Annotated in this window: 17 protein-coding genes and 2 pseudogenes; 1 reads left to right on the top strand and 18 read right to left on the bottom strand. The window is 61.8% G+C overall.

Annotated features, from left to right (window positions below):
* Positions 1–4 precede the first annotated feature (4 nt).
* Positions 5–1,333 (top strand): pyruvate dehydrogenase complex dihydrolipoamide acetyltransferase, encoded by a 1,329-nt coding sequence (locus tag QPJ95_RS16755; protein WP_270920957.1) that lies wholly within the window; start codon positions 5–7, stop codon positions 1,331–1,333.
* A 200-nt stretch (positions 1,334–1,533) separates the two neighbouring features.
* Here QPJ95_RS16755 and QPJ95_RS16750 read toward each other — a convergent pair whose 3' ends face one another.
* The 18 genes and pseudogenes from QPJ95_RS16750 to QPJ95_RS16670 form a co-directional block, all read right to left on the bottom strand.
* The gene (locus QPJ95_RS16750) at positions 1,534–2,598 is read right to left on the bottom strand and encodes a PLP-dependent cysteine synthase family protein (RefSeq protein ID WP_270920956.1); all 1,065 of its coding nucleotides are present in this window, start codon (positions 2,596–2,598) and stop codon (positions 1,534–1,536) included.
* A 399-nt stretch (positions 2,599–2,997) separates the two neighbouring features.
* Positions 2,998–3,126 (bottom strand): annotated as a pseudogene (locus QPJ95_RS24270) (IS3 family transposase); the annotation flags it as partial.
* Positions 3,127–3,541: 415 nt separating this feature from the next.
* Positions 3,542–4,363, bottom strand: a complete 822-nt coding sequence (cysE, locus tag QPJ95_RS16745) for a serine O-acetyltransferase (protein WP_270920955.1) — start codon at positions 4,361–4,363, stop codon at positions 3,542–3,544.
* Positions 4,364–4,721: 358 nt separating this feature from the next.
* Positions 4,722–5,370, bottom strand: a pseudogene (locus QPJ95_RS24475) (IS30 family transposase); the annotation flags it as partial.
* Entirely contained in the window at positions 5,336–5,788 is a 453-nt protein-coding gene (locus QPJ95_RS16735) for a hypothetical protein (RefSeq protein ID WP_286018146.1), read from the bottom strand. The gene QPJ95_RS16735 and the pseudogene QPJ95_RS24475, both read right to left, overlap by 35 nt.
* A 49-nt stretch (positions 5,789–5,837) precedes the next feature.
* Positions 5,838–6,059 carry a hypothetical protein gene (locus QPJ95_RS16730; RefSeq protein ID WP_286018145.1) on the bottom strand — a complete coding sequence of 74 codons (222 nt, stop codon included), beginning with the start codon at positions 6,057–6,059 and terminating at the stop codon, positions 5,838–5,840.
* Positions 6,060–6,439: 380 nt separating this feature from the next.
* Positions 6,440–6,730 carry a DUF7742 family protein gene (locus tag QPJ95_RS16725; RefSeq protein WP_270920852.1) on the bottom strand — a complete coding sequence of 97 codons (291 nt, stop codon included), beginning with the start codon at positions 6,728–6,730 and terminating at the stop codon, positions 6,440–6,442.
* On the bottom strand, positions 6,730–10,653 hold the full coding sequence (locus QPJ95_RS16720) for a baseplate multidomain protein megatron (protein WP_270920850.1): 3,924 nt from the start codon (positions 10,651–10,653) through the stop codon (positions 6,730–6,732). Before QPJ95_RS16720 ends, QPJ95_RS16725 begins: the two co-directional genes overlap by 1 nt.
* Complete coding sequence (locus QPJ95_RS16715; RefSeq protein WP_270920849.1) at positions 10,653–11,114, bottom strand: C40 family peptidase; 462 nt, start codon at positions 11,112–11,114, stop codon at positions 10,653–10,655. The genes QPJ95_RS16720 and QPJ95_RS16715 overlap by 1 nt, the downstream gene beginning before the upstream one ends.
* The gene (locus QPJ95_RS16710; protein ID WP_270920848.1) at positions 11,111–11,998 is read right to left on the bottom strand and encodes a DUF2163 domain-containing protein; all 888 of its coding nucleotides are present in this window, start codon (positions 11,996–11,998) and stop codon (positions 11,111–11,113) included. The genes QPJ95_RS16715 and QPJ95_RS16710 overlap by 4 nt, the downstream gene beginning before the upstream one ends.
* Entirely contained in the window at positions 11,998–12,630 is a 633-nt protein-coding gene (locus tag QPJ95_RS16705; RefSeq protein ID WP_270920847.1) for a DUF2460 domain-containing protein, read from the bottom strand. The genes QPJ95_RS16710 and QPJ95_RS16705 overlap by 1 nt, the downstream gene beginning before the upstream one ends.
* A gap of 117 nt (positions 12,631–12,747) precedes the next feature.
* Complete coding sequence (locus tag QPJ95_RS16700) at positions 12,748–13,410, bottom strand: phage tail tape measure protein (protein WP_270920846.1); 663 nt, start codon at positions 13,408–13,410, stop codon at positions 12,748–12,750.
* On the bottom strand, positions 13,403–13,603 hold the full coding sequence (locus tag QPJ95_RS16695; protein ID WP_270920845.1) for a rcc01693 family protein: 201 nt from the start codon (positions 13,601–13,603) through the stop codon (positions 13,403–13,405). Before QPJ95_RS16695 ends, QPJ95_RS16700 begins: the two co-directional genes overlap by 8 nt.
* The gene (locus QPJ95_RS16690) at positions 13,600–13,920 is read right to left on the bottom strand and encodes a gene transfer agent family protein (RefSeq protein WP_270920844.1); all 321 of its coding nucleotides are present in this window, start codon (positions 13,918–13,920) and stop codon (positions 13,600–13,602) included. The genes QPJ95_RS16695 and QPJ95_RS16690 overlap by 4 nt, the downstream gene beginning before the upstream one ends.
* 2 nt (positions 13,921–13,922) lie before the next feature.
* Positions 13,923–14,336, bottom strand: coding sequence for a phage major tail protein, TP901-1 family (locus QPJ95_RS16685; protein WP_270920843.1), 414 nt, complete (start codon positions 14,334–14,336; stop codon positions 13,923–13,925).
* Positions 14,337–14,408: 72 nt separating this feature from the next.
* A complete protein-coding gene (locus QPJ95_RS16680) occupies positions 14,409–14,807 on the bottom strand; it encodes a DUF3168 domain-containing protein (protein WP_270920842.1) in 399 nt (132 codons plus the stop codon).
* Positions 14,804–15,142 (bottom strand): head-tail adaptor protein, encoded by a 339-nt coding sequence (locus QPJ95_RS16675; RefSeq protein ID WP_270920841.1) that lies wholly within the window; start codon positions 15,140–15,142, stop codon positions 14,804–14,806. Before QPJ95_RS16675 ends, QPJ95_RS16680 begins: the two co-directional genes overlap by 4 nt.
* Positions 15,139–15,738 (bottom strand): head-tail connector protein, encoded by a 600-nt coding sequence (locus QPJ95_RS16670; protein WP_270920840.1) that lies wholly within the window; start codon positions 15,736–15,738, stop codon positions 15,139–15,141. Before QPJ95_RS16670 ends, QPJ95_RS16675 begins: the two co-directional genes overlap by 4 nt.
* Positions 15,739–15,877: the final 139 nt, after the last annotated feature.

Raw genomic sequence — 15,877 nt, 5'->3', positions numbered from 1 at the left:
AGCTATGCCTACAGAAATCCTGATGCCTGCGCTGTCCCCCACCATGGAGGAAGGCACCCTGGCGAAATGGCTGGTCAAAGAGGGCGACACCGTGTCGTCCGGTGACTTGATCGCCGAGATTGAAACCGACAAGGCAACGATGGAATTCGAAGCTGTTGACGAAGGGGTGATTGGCAAGATCCTGATCCCTGAGGGCTCCGAAGGGGTCAAGGTCAACACTGCCATCGCCGTGCTGCTGGAAGACGGCGAAAGCGCCGATGACATCTCCACCAGCGCCGCGCCGGCTGCCGCTGCAGCCGCGACGGGTGAGGCCGCTCCTGCAGCGGTTGAGGCCGCCGCACCTGCGTCAGCAGCAACCGCCCCGGCTACAGCAACCGCCCCGGCAGCACCCGCTGCGGCAGACGGCAGCCGCCTGTTTGCCTCGCCTCTGGCCCGTCGCATCGCGGCGGACAAAGGTCTGGATCTGACCACACTGTCCGGCTCCGGCCCGCGTGGTCGTATCGTCAAGGCCGATGTCGAAGCCGCCGCCGCCGCGCCCAAAACGGCTCCGGTTGTCACCGCTGCCGCTGCCGCCCCGACTGCTGCAACCGCTATGCCAACCGGGGCTTCGGCCGAAATGGTCGCCAAGATGTACGCCGACCGCGACTACGACGAAATCAGCCTCGACGGCATGCGCAAGATCATCGCCGCACGTCTGACCGAGGCCAAGCAGACCATCCCGCATTTCTACCTTCGCCGCGACATCCAGCTGGATGCGCTGCTCGTCTTCCGGGCCCAGCTGAACAAACAGCTCGCAGCCCGCGGGGTAAAGCTCTCGGTCAATGATTTCATCATCAAGGCCGTCGCCATCGCCCTGCAACAGGTGCCCGAGGCCAATGCGGTCTGGGCAGGCGATCGTGTGTTGCAGATGAAATCCTCGGATGTGGCCGTGGCGGTCGCCGTTGAGGGCGGCTTGTTCACCCCGGTGCTGCAAGATGCCCACATGAAATCTCTGTCAGCCCTGTCGGCGCAGATGAAGGACATGGCGTCGCGTGCCCGCGAGCGCAAACTGGCGCCCAGCGAATATCAGGGCGGCTCCTTCGCGATCTCTAACTTGGGGATGTTTGGCGTCGACAACTTTGACGCCATCGTCAACCCACCCCATGCCGGTATTCTGGCGGTCGGGGCTGGCAAAAAACAGCCGGTGGTTGGCGAAGACGGCGAGCTGAAAGTGGCCACCGTGATGTCTGTCACCATGTCAGTTGACCACCGTGTCATCGACGGCGCAGTGGGGGCCAACCTGCTGAAAGCCATCGTTGAAAATCTGGAAAACCCCCTTGCCATGCTGGCCTGAGCCAGACAGTGACACAGAAATTGAAAAGCCCCGGTCACAGCGACCGGGGCTTTTTAGTAAGCCATGCGCGGTATGAAACCAGCGCCCTGCTTCTTTTTGCCAAAAATACTCAAATCCCACAGTGGCACCAAGCACAGCCTGGGCATTTGTGATGCCAAGACCGCCACCTGTGTCTATGCAAGAGAGAGCTTGCCCCTTGATCAGTACCTGAACCCCGGTGTTGACTGCGACAGCGCCAGCTCAGCCGCGTCCATCTCGGTCTCGATGCCGTCAAACAGCGGCGTTGACAGATAGCGCTCGCCGGTATCCGGCAGGATCGCCAGAATGACCGAACCCTTGGGTGCAGTCTCCGCCACCTTCACCGCCGCCGCAACCGAAGCACCGCCGGAAATCCCCGCCAGAATGCCTTCCTCAGCCGCCAAACGGCGCGACATGGCAATGCTCTCGGCGCCGCTCACCGGCTGCAAGCCGTCGAAATAGCCCTGATCCAGCGCCTCTTGCAACACCAGCGGGATAAAGTCAGGTGTCCAGCCCTGCACTGGATGCGGCGCAAACGCCGGATGGCTCTCGCTCGGCTCGCCTTCGTCGTTGCGCGCCTGCGCGGTGCCCGATCCAACCAGTGTGGCGTTTTCCGGCTCGCTCAGGATGATCTTCAGACCGGGACGTGCCTGTTTCAGCACCCGCCCCAAACCGGTTGCAGTGCCGCCAGTGCCAAAGCCCAGCACCACTTGATCCAGTGATTTGCCGTTAAAATCACCCAGAATTTCACGCGCCGTGGTGACCTCATGAATATCGGCGTTGTCCTTGGTTTCAAACTGATGCGCCAGAAACCAGCCATTGGCCTCAGCCAGCTCCTTAGCCTTGAGCACCATGCCCAATCCCTTGTCTTCCTTGCGGGTCAGCACCACCTTGGCCCCCAGCATCCGCATCACCTGACGCCGCTCAACCGAGAACCCGTCATGCATGGTGATCACCAGCGGATAGCCCTTGGCGGCGCAGACCATCGCCAGACCAATGCCGGTATTGCCGCTGGTGGCCTCGACCACGGTTTGCCCCGGCTGCAACCGACCCTCGCGCTCACCGGCCTCAACGATGTTCAGCGCCAGCCGGTCCTTGACCGAACCACCGGGATTGAAAGCCTCAAATTTCACATAGATATCAACACCCTGCGGCGCTACCCGGTTCAGGCGGATGGTCGGCGTGTCGCCAATGGTCTGCAAGACGTTGTCAAACAGCCGCCCCCGGCCTTCAGTTGTATAGATCATCCAAAATCCCCCATCCCACCGCGTCCAGAATTGGCCCGCGTGTTTGCCAGTCATATTCATTTGCCAGTCATAATCATTTGGCCGGCCCAAGGTTGCAAGGGAGGCCGCTCAATTCAGCGCACAAACATGGCCCAGGGCGGCGACAGGTCAGCGCCAAAAGAGACCCCCAACACCAATATCAACCCGCAAACCTCTGTCAAATTGGGACAGCGACACTGCCATTGGCCGTGACCTGCCCCCCTGATTTGCCCCCCTGATTTGCCAACTGATTTGCCCGCCAAGGCTCCCTCATTCACAACGAGTGTCTGCGGGTTGCGTCATCCAACGTATCGATCAACTCCCTGTTCAATCACTCGTCCATTGCCCGGCAGGGTATCGCAAAGCAATCTGCCGAGAGGGGCGCAGGCTAACGTTGAAAGACTCGATAAAGGCGTTCCACCGAGGTTTTCCAGGATCGATATAATGTCATTCCTCATCGTCATCGCCAGCCCACTTCAAGATCGCGAGACTGGTGATCTCCGTTCCGCTGGCCATTGTCCTCGGACCAATGGCGGACATTGGCTCGCTCACTGACAATACAAGCTGGCTTTGAACTTTTAGAACGACGCTGGACACAGACCGTTCCTGCGGCACAGCTCAGCAGCTGGCATCCCACCTTCTTGTTCCCTAATCATCCCCTCTCGGGACATTGCGACGCAATACCCTGCCGGGCAGTGAATAATCTGCGCCTCTGTAAGCCGGCTCTTTCGCATCTGTTTGCTCCTCTCAGAGGTTGCGCAAACTCTTCTTCAAAGTGAGGGACGTTTCGGGGGCAGGTCAGCCGCGGTGCGCGAACGGTGTTTTTTGTGCGGCAAGCTTTGGCATCCGCCAGACCCAGCCGCGTTCAACAAATCAGGCGGCGAAAACCGCCGCCCATTGGTTGTTTTGAGGTCTAATCAGTCCCTTAGTCGGGATTGCTGCCGCCGCAGGGCACCAGCTGATCCATGTTGACCGCTGGCTGAGCGCAACCCGCCTCGCCGACGATTTTAGCGGGCACCCCGGCTACAGTGGTGCAGGCGGGTACGTCCTGCAGCACCACTGACCCGGCAGCAATGCGACTGCAGCGCCCCACTTTGATATTGCCCAGCACCTTGGCCCCCGCCCCGATCAGAACGCCGTCAGCGATCTTGGGATGGCGGTCTTCCTCTTCTTTGCCGGTGCCGCCCAGAGTGACCGAATGCAGCATCGACACATTGTTGCCAACCACTGCCGTTTCACCGATCACGATGGAGTGGGCATGGTCGATCATGATCCCCTGCCCCAGTCTGGCGCCGGGGTGGATATCAATGCCAAAAATTTCCGAGGTGCGCATCTGAAAGAAAAACGCCAGGTCCTGCTGTCCCTGGGTCCACAGCCAATGGCTGACCCGGTAGGCCTGCACCGCCTGATAGCCCTTGAAATACAGTACCGGCTGCAACAACCGGTGACAGGCGGGATCGCGGTCATAGATCGCCATCAGATCGGCGCGGGCGGCCTCCACAATCGCCGGAGACTTGGCAAAGGCATCATCGGCGATTTCACGCAACACCATCATCGACATCTCGTTCGAGCTCAACTTGGCGGCAATCCGGTACGACAGCGCCTTGGCAAGCGAGGTATGGTGCAGGATACAGGCATGGATCAGCCCGCCCATCAAAGGCTGGGTGGCAACCGCCTCCTGGGCCTCGGTGGTGATCTGGTCCCAGACCGGATCCAGAGAAGTGACGGAGTGCTGTATGTCAACCATGGTTCTACGTCCTATGCTGCGCTTAACTCTGGCACTTAGGAAGTCTTTTGCCAAATGCAAAGTCCTTTGGGGTCACATTGTCGTTTGACAGGGCGATTTCACCTTATGAGGGATGCCTTTAATCCAGCGTCGCCTCCTGGTCGCCGTTGTGCGCCTTATGCCCCAGTGTTTCCCGTGCCCCAGTGTTTCCCGTGCCCCAGTGTTTCCCGGTTTCCCTTTGGGCTTTGCCCAAAGCGATCCGCGCCGGGCCTGCGGCCCGGCGCGGAAAAACAGAAGATCGTCTGAGGGTCACATCTGCCCTCAGAGAGCCCGATCAAGGATAGACTTGGATTCTAATGGCTCGTTGCGACAGTTATCCCTATCTCAGTTTCATAAACTCGTCCCTGAAGGCCTCAGTTGGAGTTCTCCATCCCAGGCACTTTCCTGGCGTGCCATTCAAGCACTCGCAAATCGACTTCATATCTCGATTTGCGGGTGCGGCCACGGGCCTGTCCCTTGGCCGATAGCGGCGTGCCCGCTAGTTTAGATTTTCGACGGAACCCTATTGCCATGCATTGCCCTGCCGGGCATTGCGCAGCAATGTCCCGAGAGGGGCGCTTGCGGATCGCAAAACCAGGGCTTTGTTCCAATCCCTGGCTTGCGCTTACGCCAATCGCGGAACTCAATCCCGCGATCAAAGGTGATGGATTTGCGGGCTGGTTGGGACAGGATTTCGAGAACCATCATGAGTTTGTTCATCAGGTGCGTCGAGCCACGGTCGTTGTCGCGCAACAGGACCGCAAAGCGTGTCTTACGTTTGACCAAGGAGGCCACATTCATATTGCCCTGTGCAGGTTCAAAGATCGTGATATCGCCTTCCCACTCACCAAATACCTCACCGGTTTTGACGTAATCAGGCCGCTCATGGATTGGCCATCTGGGCCGCAAACGTAGGCATGGATTGTCTCATGACCTGCACACACAGGTTGGCCCTCAAATTGCAGACGGCCGGAGATCTGTTCGGACGATCTCTTTGCCCGGCAGTCGTTTGTTTGCCAACGATGAGTATCCGTATTGGTCAAGTTTGCAATTCAGTCCATTTTGACCGTCAAGTAGCAACCCATTTGCCATGACGACAAGCTTGCGCATGACCGCTGTAATCGCAAGTTTCTTGCATTTTCCGTTGGCGACCAGTTCATGGTATTTGGCTTTCATATCCGCATTGAGGCGTGCGGCGACCACGGCAGGTAGGTAGATCGCTCTTCGCAGGCAGGCCCGCCCGCCCTGGATGCGCTCTTTGCCCTGCCATTTGCCCCTTGGTTGGCAGGTGATGCTTGCATCGCTGAGAAGGAACCCGATCCGTTTTGGCCATTGTGCCGGTCCCTTCGGCGAAGCGGCGCGCCTGACGTGGGTTAACCCGTGCAAAAGGTAAGTCATGCATTGCAAGACTGGTGTCCAGCAGCCGATGATAGACGCCGTTTGACGGGAAATTAATTCACTGGATCAATTCCTTGCCCGCCTCACCCTCGAATACGACCAAAGATACCTCCGCCTCTCGCACCCAGCGGATGAGCGATCTCAAGCCCGTCTTGGTGTTGGCAAATTGTTTGGGCTTACGGTTTGAGAGCCAAAAGGTGTCGAGCGTATCTTTCGAAACCCCTCTCGGTGCATGCTCTGCATACACCTGCCGGTCAGCGATCGATTCCGCCTCGTTCATTTGTCTTTTCCTGACCTCGTCTTGTCATGCAAGCCCAAAGCCCATGTATCCGTTCATCCCTCTCGCGGTTTGCGCGCAATCCTCTGCCGGGCAGTGGTCTGCAGAAAAGACGGGGGCGACCATACTCAGCAACGGTCCACAACGGTCAAGAGGGGAGCGGCCCGACCCCCGTCACCGCCCGTCATAAATGACGTGCCGGGCAGTGGCTCCACAATCACTCGGGAGCCTGGCTACTTGTAAGACAAGAGGGAGCCTTCTTTGAGCGGTGTGATGATCGCCTTACGCAGGTCACCCAACCGCGCTGCGCCGATGCGCAGCGCCACGCCCAACGGGAGCCAAGCATCGCGCAGATGCCTGGCGACGGGCGGGAGGTTTTGCTGTCATGCGGCACCTTTACCGTGGTTGATCAGCGCCAGCAGCACCGTCACCACACAATGACAATAGCCCAGATCGTCAAACGTTGGTTCATCCGCCAGCGGATAGCCCCGCGCCGCCGCCATCAGCGAGCCATTGCCATAGGCGCGGTGCAGGCACCCATATCGCTGCACATGGGCCTCGGCCAGATCAGCCTGTGCCAAGATCTGCGCACAGCGGGCGCGGCGTTTGCCGGCCCTGAGCGGCAACAGCGCCCGCGCCACCGAGATCACATCGCCGTGCAGAACCGGTCGCATCACGTGAGACTGATCCGCCCAGCCAGCCCGGCGCCATAGCGGGCCGAGATCTGCGCCACCTCGAGCTGATCTCCGGCACTCGCACCATCCGCCAGTTGCGCACCGATGCCATAGGTCCAGCCCGGGCTGCTCACCTGATATTCCCCCAGCAGAGTTCCGCCACGCAGAACCCGGATCCGGTAGCCTTCGGCCTCTTCTCCCAGCGCCACCTCGGGCAGATCCCAGCTATCGCCCTCGATCCGGGTGCGGCGGATCCAACCGATCACCACTTCACCGCCCAGCGCGCCGCTTTGAGACAGGTGCACCGGGCTATAGGGCCGCAATCCGTTGCCGTCAAAACCCGCCACCAGATGCACATAAGACGGATCATCATAGCTGCGCCGGGCCGGGCCAATGCGGTAATGACGCGCGATGCGGCGCTGCACCGGGCTCAGATCTGGCTGCACCGCCGCGCCATCCAGCAGCACCAGCCAAGATCCCGCAGGCCAGATGGCTGGCATCAGCGCATCGCTGCCCAGCTGGCCGCGCAACCGGCGTCGCAGCAGATAGCTGTCAGGCGCGATCAGCTCAGCCTCCTGAAACTGCATCAGTTCCCAATTGCCCGGACTGCCATCGCCAATCGCCACCAGATTGGCGCCACTCAGCACTGCGCCAGAGTCGCGGCTTTGCAGGCTGCCGGATATCATCGTGACCTGCAGGTCACTGCCCAGATCCCAGCGCCCTGCCGGGGAAGCCAGCAGCGCGGTCTGGGTCACCCCGATAGATGATGCCGCAGCGATGATCTGATCCAGCGCATAGCTATCATCCGAGGCTGAGGAATACAGCGCCACGGTGCCCGGCCAGGGCTGTGCAGTGACGGCCAGATGTGGTGCATGGGGCTGCTCGTCACCGCCCATCAGCGGCAGGTCCATGAACAGCGGCAGCACCGGAACCGGCGCCACAAAGGCGCTTTGGCCCGGCAGCTCCTCGGCCATCTCTGAGGCGGTATAGACTTCGGGCTCGATCCGCACCGCCTCGGCCAATTGCAGTTCGGTCTGTTCCAGCTGGTCGATCCGGTACAGCACGCCATTCCCGCTGGCATCCGGCAGCCGCACCACATCGCCAGCGCCCAGCGCCAGCGCCGAGGGCGGCAGCGCGAATTTCACCGTATCACGCGCCACGCGGGCCTCGGTCAGCCAGCGTTCAACCACCTGACGTCCCTCAGTACGGGTCAGCGCCATCGGCAGCTCGGTCTGGCTCACCGCATGGGTGGCGTGGTCCGGCAGTACTGCCTCTTCGGCAATCACCTGATGATCGCCCCCTGACAGCACAAAGCGCAGCCTGACACGGCCCGCCAGTTCGGCCTCGCTGTCGCGGCTCTGCTCGATGTCACCGTCCAGCTGGTCACTGATCGCCAGCAGATCCGGGTCCAGATCCACCGCTGCCAAGCCGCTGCGCAGCTGGAACCGCAACACACCGTCGCGTTCAATCGCATCAAATCCGTGCCGCAGCATCAGCGGTTGCAGCGCCGCGCGGGCCTCGCCCACATCCGTCACCCCATAGCCGCGCACCACGCCGTGCAGCTGCGACACATCGTAACTTTCGGCCTGCAGCCCAGCGCGCTGACAGATCTCAGCCACCACCGAGGCCAGGGTGCGTTGACCCACCCGGCCGTTCAGCCAGTGGCCACGGCTGTAGTTGTCGCCATCGCTCCACAGCTCCAGCGCATTGGGGAACACCGGATAGGGGCGGGTATCCCAGGCCCAGACATAGGCATTGCCCATATCCAGCATCGGCGCGCCGTAGATATCCGAGACCGGGTTATTAGCCGCCTGCCCCCAGTGCCCCAACACAGTGCGCAGGTATTGGATCTGGATCAGGTCATCGCGCAACCCGGTTGAGCCCCTGGGCAATTGCGATTCCGAGCTTTTGGGGTCGAGAAACTTGTTGGGCTGGTTGCTGCCCTTGTCGATGGCAGCGCAACCCAGCTCGGTGAACCAGATCGGCTTGCTCTGCGGCTCCCATGGCGTGGCTATCGCCTGCCGCACCCCGTTGATGCGCTCATGGTGATCATTACCCCACCATTTGCGCAGATCCTTATAGCGCCAGATCCAGTGTTCACCGTGGACTGTGTCTTCAATCGTACTGCGGATCTGCGCCGCCTCGCCCTCGGGAGAGTGGTAGTACCAGTCATAGCCCTCGCCGCCCTGCACATTGGCGTCCAGATAGGCCGGGTCATAGATGCTGGGCACACCGGCCTGTGCGTCCAGATGGTCCTCACCCTCGCGCCAATCCGACAGCGGCATGTAATTGTCGATACCGATGAAATCAATATTGTCATCCGCCCATAGCGGGTCGAGATGAAACAACCGGTCGCCCTCGGGGGTATTATAGCCAAAATACTCGGACCAGTCGGCCGCATAGCTGATCTTGGTCTCTGCCCCCAGCAGGATGCGCACCTGTGCTGCCAGCGCAATCAGCGCCTGAACGGTGGGAAAGCCGCTGGCGCCCCGGATCTGGCTCAACCCGCGCAGTTCCGAGCCGATGCAAAAGGCGCTGACCCCTCCCGCTGCCGCGCAGAGCGCCGCGTAATGCAGGATGAACCGCGACAGCGTCCACTCATCGGGACCGCTATAACTCACCGCGCCATCGCCAAGGGTGAAATCCGCCGCCGTCACCGTGCCGACAAAGCTGGCAACCTCGACACCGGCCTGCGCGGTGCCATCCGGTGATCCGGGCCGCCCCGGAGCAGTCGACAGGGTGATCCGCCCCCGCCAGGGCAGATGCGGCTGATCACTGGCCTCGCTCCACGGATCAGCCAGCCCATTTCCCGCCTGCTGGTCCATCAGGATAAACGGGTAGAACATCACCCGCCGTCCCTGATCGCGCATATGCCGGATCGCCTCCACCACCGAGGCATCCGCAGGGGTGCCACCATAGAGCGGCCGGTCGTCTTCCTGTGCCACGGCTAGCGCAGCACTGCGGGTCTGGCCGGACACGCTCCAGGGCATATTGGCACCCTCAGTGTCGGCCTGTTCCACCTTAGGCCGCAGGCTACAGTCACCACAGCGCAGATCATTGCCAAACCACGACACAATCAGCGAGGCCGCATCACAGGCGGGCAGTTCCTCGCCCAGCGCTGCCATCGAGGTGATAAAATCACTCTGCCCCGAGGGCGCATGACTGTTGGCAGCTTGCGCCTGTCCCGGCCCGTGGTCGTAATGCACCGCAGTGGTGGCCAGCGCATATTCGCCGGTGCCCGGCATCAGCGCCACGCCCCGGATCAACTGTCCCAGATCCGATTGGTAACTGGCACTGTCGGGCTGCTCAGCCCGCACCACCTCAAACGAGAACTGCGGCACCCGGTTGCCAAAAGGCGCCAGCTGCAGATTCTCAAACACCACATAGGCGGTGCCGCGATAGGCGGATACCTGATCAGCGCCCTCAATGGCCGACATCACTGGATCCGGCTGCTGATCCCAGCTGCCGGGATGCAGGCTTATGTTGAGATCTGACAGCACCAGCTGCTCGCCATCAGCCCAGATCCGGGGCATCGCAGTGATCTCTCCCTCGCAGAGCGCAATCGCCAGCGACACCGAGTAACTGTAGCTGGTGGTCTGCGGCTGCGCGGGCGTACCCTTGCCGCCGCCACTGGTGGTCTTGCTCTCGAGGAACTGTGTTGCCCAGATCACCTGACCGCCAACCCGCATCCTCCCGTAAACCTGCGGAATGGGCGCACCCTCGCTGGCATCGGTCAGCCGGAACCGCTCCACCTTGCCGGTTTCCACCGCAGCTGAGCCGGACCCCAAAAGGCGCGCATCAATCGCCCGGCCCAGTGTCGCCCCCACTGCCCGGCCAATCACCACCGAGGACAGCCCGGCAAAGGTGCCCCCAACCGATCCCCCCAGTGCAGCGCCTGCTGCGGACAAAAGAATGGTTGCCATCAGACTGTCTCCTCAGGAAATTGAAACCGCGCCACGATGCGCCGCTGCCAAGGCGCGCTCAGCGGGCTTTCGACCACCCCGTGACCGCTGTAGGCATGGATAAACCTTGCATCTGCCCCTTGCGCTATGGCGCCAACGCTAGACTGCACCCCAAGATGCTTGGCCACCGCACCACTGCGCATGCGAAACAGGATCACATCGCCCAGCGCCGCCTGAGCCAGCGGTTTGACCAACAGATGCCGCAGCGCTGCCTGCCACAGGCGTTCCTCACCCTGGGGTTCCGACCAATCCATCGAATAGGCAGGCACCAGTTCCGGCTCTGCTCCGTACAGCTCACACCAGATGCCACGCAGCAGCCCCAGACAATCGCTGCCCGCCCCCCGGCAGGCGGCCTGATGCACATAGGGCGTGCCGATCCAATGGTGCGCCAAAGCGGCCACCCTGTGCCCCTGCGCCGTCATCGTCGACTGCCGCCGGTGTTGACACCACTTTGCTTGGGCACCGACATCACCCAGTCCTCTCCGGGGATATCGGCAAAGCCCTGATTGTTGATCAGATTGTTGAACTTCAGCCGACAGGTCTGCATCCGTTTGTCACAGCCCGCCTGCAGCCGCAGCATATCCCCCGGCAGCACCTCGGCCCGTATCGGCTGCCACAGCTCGATCACCCGGCCCGAGGCCTCGCTGCGGTCCTGTTTGATCACCCCGCGCAGCCCCCGCGCCGCACCTGACAGCACCTCAAGCTGGCCACGGGCAAACCAGCCCGGCTCAAACCCCGCCAGATCCTGCCAGCGATACTCTTGCCCGCGCGCCACCTGCTCGGCCGGCAGCTGTTCACTGTAACCGGGGGTATCCAGCGCAAAGCGGCAGGCGTAATCGCCCAGCACCGCAGTGCAGGGTTTCTGATACACCCGCCCCAAGGGCCGGTTCAGCGCCTCGCTCAGGCCCCGCAGTTCCGCATGAAAGGCACCACCAGCGCGGCGCAGCTGGCCGACGGAGCCGCGAAACATCAGCCAGCGCACCGAGACATCGGCCCAGTTCACCAGCCAACAGCGCACCTCAGCCCCATCAAACCGCCCGGCGTTTATATCTGCCTCGCGCACCGAGACATCGCTGAGACCGCCAATCACCTCGCTGTTGTCCACCGACAACCCGGTGCTCTGTTGCAGCGCCAGCGCGGTCAAGCCGGTGCCCGCCTTGAAACTGTAGCCGTCAAAAGCCAGCGACTGGTCATGATCGGTAAAGCCAAGCACAACGCCGTCGGTGCGGCTGATGGCCCAGGTCCGGCACAGGGTGGTCAGCCCACCCTGCACATGCGCCTGAAATCCCGGTGACAGGCCCGCCATCAGACCCGCACCTCGACCACCGGCACATTGGGCACATCCCCCGCCTGAAAGCTGGCGACGCTGGTCAGAATGCGGTCGGTGTCGAACCGCACCGGCACGTCAAACTCAAAACCCGCAACGATGGTCATGCCCTCACCCGGAGGATGCGCAAATGTCACCTGCCCCAGAGCATCGTCCAGAGTGAAATCCACATCCGTGCGCAGCTCATCCTGCTCAATACCAACCCGCACTGATCCGACAACGGGTTTGGCAATCGGCCGCTGGTAGCTGAAACTGCCGGAGCGATAGGTCTTGCACAGCTGAAACAGCACCGTGGCGCCATCGCCAGTGGCAATCACCTGATCGCCAAAGGCCACATCGGACGAGGCGCGGGCGGATTTATAGTCGGACCAGTCCTTCCAGCGAAAGCCGTGCATCTGGCCACGGCGGGCCTCGAAGAAGGCAATCAGCACTTCGATATCATCCAGCGAGCGCAACCCCAGCCCGGCGTCATAACGCCTGCGCGAATGGGCCCAGGGGGTGTTGCGCTCCTCGAACCCATTGGCCAGCGTCACCACATCGGTGCGCCGCTCGGGGCCGCCGATCGAGCCAAAGCTGAGACTGGCGGGAAATCTTACCTCGTGGAAATTCATAGACTTGTTCCTTTTGCCTCTTTAGCCCGGCAAAGCCGGGCCGCGCCTGACCTTCCCCCCGGGAAGGCGCTTTGCACCTCCCCGGGGGGAAGGTCAGGCGCGGCCCTTGTGTCTGTTTCACCGATTGCGACTTCCACGCCCCAAGGCGCGGCTCATCTGTGCGGCGATCTGGCCCTGACTGCGGGCAAAGCTCTGCACATCCGGGGTGGTGACATTCATCACCACCTTGACTGCACCGGCGCCGCCACCACTGCGCACGCCCAGTGATCCATCCGGCCCCCGTGCCAGCGGCAGGATCGCCTCGGGGCCAGCCTCGCCCATCAGCCCAGTACCGCCGCGCATGGGGAAACTGGTGGCACCGCTGACCACACCGCCGCGGGCAAAGGGCATCACCCTGCCTTGCGAAAAGGCGGCGCCATCACCAAAGGGCAGCAAGCCGCTGACCAGTTGACTCACCCCATCGGCCAGCACCCCGCCCACATGGTTTGTCACCGGTTTGATCGCGGTGTTATAGGTGGTCTGGATCATTGATCGGGCGACAGTTTCAAGCGCATCCGACAGTTTCATGCCGTCAAAGACCACCCCGTCAAAGGCCCGCCGCAACCCCTTGGACATGCCACGTTCCAGCGTCGCGGCGTCGCGGCTGGTGGCGGCGAATGCTTCGCGGACCCGGCGCAACTCGCTGTCGAAACTTGCCGCCATGCCAGCCGCATTTCCCAATGCGTCCCCCAGTCCCTCGCTTTGCAGCTCAAGATCGCCCATTGCCTCGCTATCACTCATCACTGTCTCCTGTCTTATCGGGATAGGCGCGCATCAAGGCATCCAGCCCTGCGCGCCCCATCGCAGACTGGCCAGCGTCATGGCCCAGCATCAAACCCAGCTCAGCCGGGGTCAGTTGCCAGAAATCCCGCGGTGACAGTCGCAGCCCCAGCATCCCGGCCCGCATCATCGCGGGCCAGTCCAAGGTATTCATGGCAGATCAGGGGTCATAAAAGCCCGCGCCAGAAGTTCTGCTGCCGCCCGTGCAGCTGCCATCGGCCCGCCGTCGATCTGAGCCTGCGCCAGATCATCGGGCGACATCGGAGTGCCACCGCCGCGCAGCCCAGCGCCAATCAGCGCCAGCACATCCAACGCTGAAAACCCACCATTTTCAAACCGTTGCACCAGCTCAACCAGCGACCCCACGGCCAGCGCCTGTTCCAGCTCAGCTAGGGCGCCCAGGGTCAGCTTCATGACCCGTGGGTTACCGTCGATCACCAGCGCCACTTCGCCTGTCCAGGGATTGGCCATACCTAAACGGCCGTAAAGCTCAGCACGCCGGCACTGGCCAGCGACAGCTCATAGGTAGCCTCGCCATTGTGGCTGCCGGCATATTCCAGCGCGGTGACCTGAAACGCCCCCGCCACAATGCCAAAATCCGGGATGATCACCTGAAAATCCGGAGTTTCACCGTCAAAGAACAATTGCCGGGCGCGCTCATCCGTTCCGGCATCGCGAAACACCCCCGAGCCCGAGATCGCGGCCGAGCGCACCCCGGCCCCCGACAGCAGCTCGCGCCAGCCGCCCTGGCTCTCCAGACTGGTGACATCCACCGTTTCCGCATTGAAACTGACCCGGGTGGCACGCAGCCCCGCAAGGGTTTCGAACTGGCCGTCACCGGTCATGTCCACTTTAACCAACAGGTCTTTGCCGTTTTGGGCTGTCATTTTGATTTCTCCAATAATTTCAGCGTGCTTCAAACGCTTACTCGAAAGCCGGGAGGGCTTAGGTGAAAGACACTAGTCGTCCTCGACCCGGGCGCGGAACCGCAGCTCGATCCTGCGGCTGCCATCGCTCATCCGGCGCGCGCGGGCGCGGTCAAACCAAAGCCCAATCAGATGCCCCCGCGACAGCATCAGCGGCGCATTGATCAGCCCATCACACAGGGTTGCCGCGAGCTGTTTTGCGGTTAAGAAACCGGCGCTATCCGAATGAATGGACACATTAAACCGATGCGAGGCCCCGCCGCCGGACACATCCGAGCGATCACTCACCTGCTCAGCCCCCAACAGCACATAGGTCTGTGGCACAGTGCCCGTGGGCAAGGCATCATGGATGGCAATACCAGCCAGATCGGGATCACTGCTCAGGTGCTGGAACACCGCCGCTTGCAGCGCCGCAGCCAGGGCGTAACTCATGCCGAGATCTCCTCTTGCACAAAACAGATCAGGTAACGGCCAGCACCGTCGGCCTCGGCCACCGCATGGATCAGGAACAGTCGCGCGCCCTCGCGGAACCGCTGATCCGGGCGCGGTCGGCTGGCAGATCCAACAGGCGTTGCCCGCACGGTGATCCGGTAGCGTTGCAGCGACAGATCAACTCCGCCTTGCACTTTGCTACGCCCAGTAAGCGATTGAATTTCCGCCCAGATCTCACCCAATCCCTGCCATGTTTCAACATGACCGCCACTGCCATCACTGGCGCGGGTCGGATCCTCCAGGGTCAGTTTGCGGGATAGAACCGGCACCCTCATTGCAGCCGCCCCAGGCCAAGCCGCACAACGCGGTAGCGTTCGATCAGGCTGGTGACGCCAAAGGACATGCAGCCGCCCGACAGCCCGGTGTCATCGCGGTAGTGATAATAATGCGCCGCCAGCATCAGAACCGCCTGCGCCAGATCAGCGGGCAGATCGCCCCAATCGGCAGCCATGCCGGCGGTCAATGTGATGCGCAGCGCACCACCGGACACCACCGTCGGCAGCAGGCTGCCCGCAGGGCAAAGCTGCGGATGCTGGCTGTCCTGGATCAGCTGATAGCGATTTGGCGAAATAATCTCTTCGCCGCCTGCGGCATCGATCAACACCACAGTGGCAATCGCGGTGACAGGCACCAAGGGCAGCGCCTGCGCCGAAGGGTCACTCCATTGATGCATATTCAGGTCAAACTGGCGCGACATCAGCACCTTACCGGTGCGCGCCTCGATTGCCGCAATGGAAGCACGCAGAAAGCTGATCAGCACTTCGTCCTGCAGGCTGTCTTCACCAAACCCGGTTCCCAGCCGTAAATGTGCCTTGAACGGCGCCAGCGGCAGCGCGGCCTCGGGCACCGGCGTCTGTTCGGTCAACATCATCACATTACTCCGGAAACTTGCGTCCGCTTGGGACAGATTGGATGTAGCAGGCGCGCATCATCCTGTGCCGCTCGGACGGAGGGGAGCAGCTGGACGACACAAGGATATGGGACACGCGCCTGCCGACGCCGCCGGGTTG

The sequence above is a fragment of the Parasedimentitalea psychrophila genome, from assembly GCF_030285785.1.
Classification (GTDB): domain Bacteria; phylum Pseudomonadota; class Alphaproteobacteria; order Rhodobacterales; family Rhodobacteraceae; genus Parasedimentitalea; species Parasedimentitalea psychrophila.
This window is presented reverse-complemented; position numbering and strand designations above follow the sequence as displayed.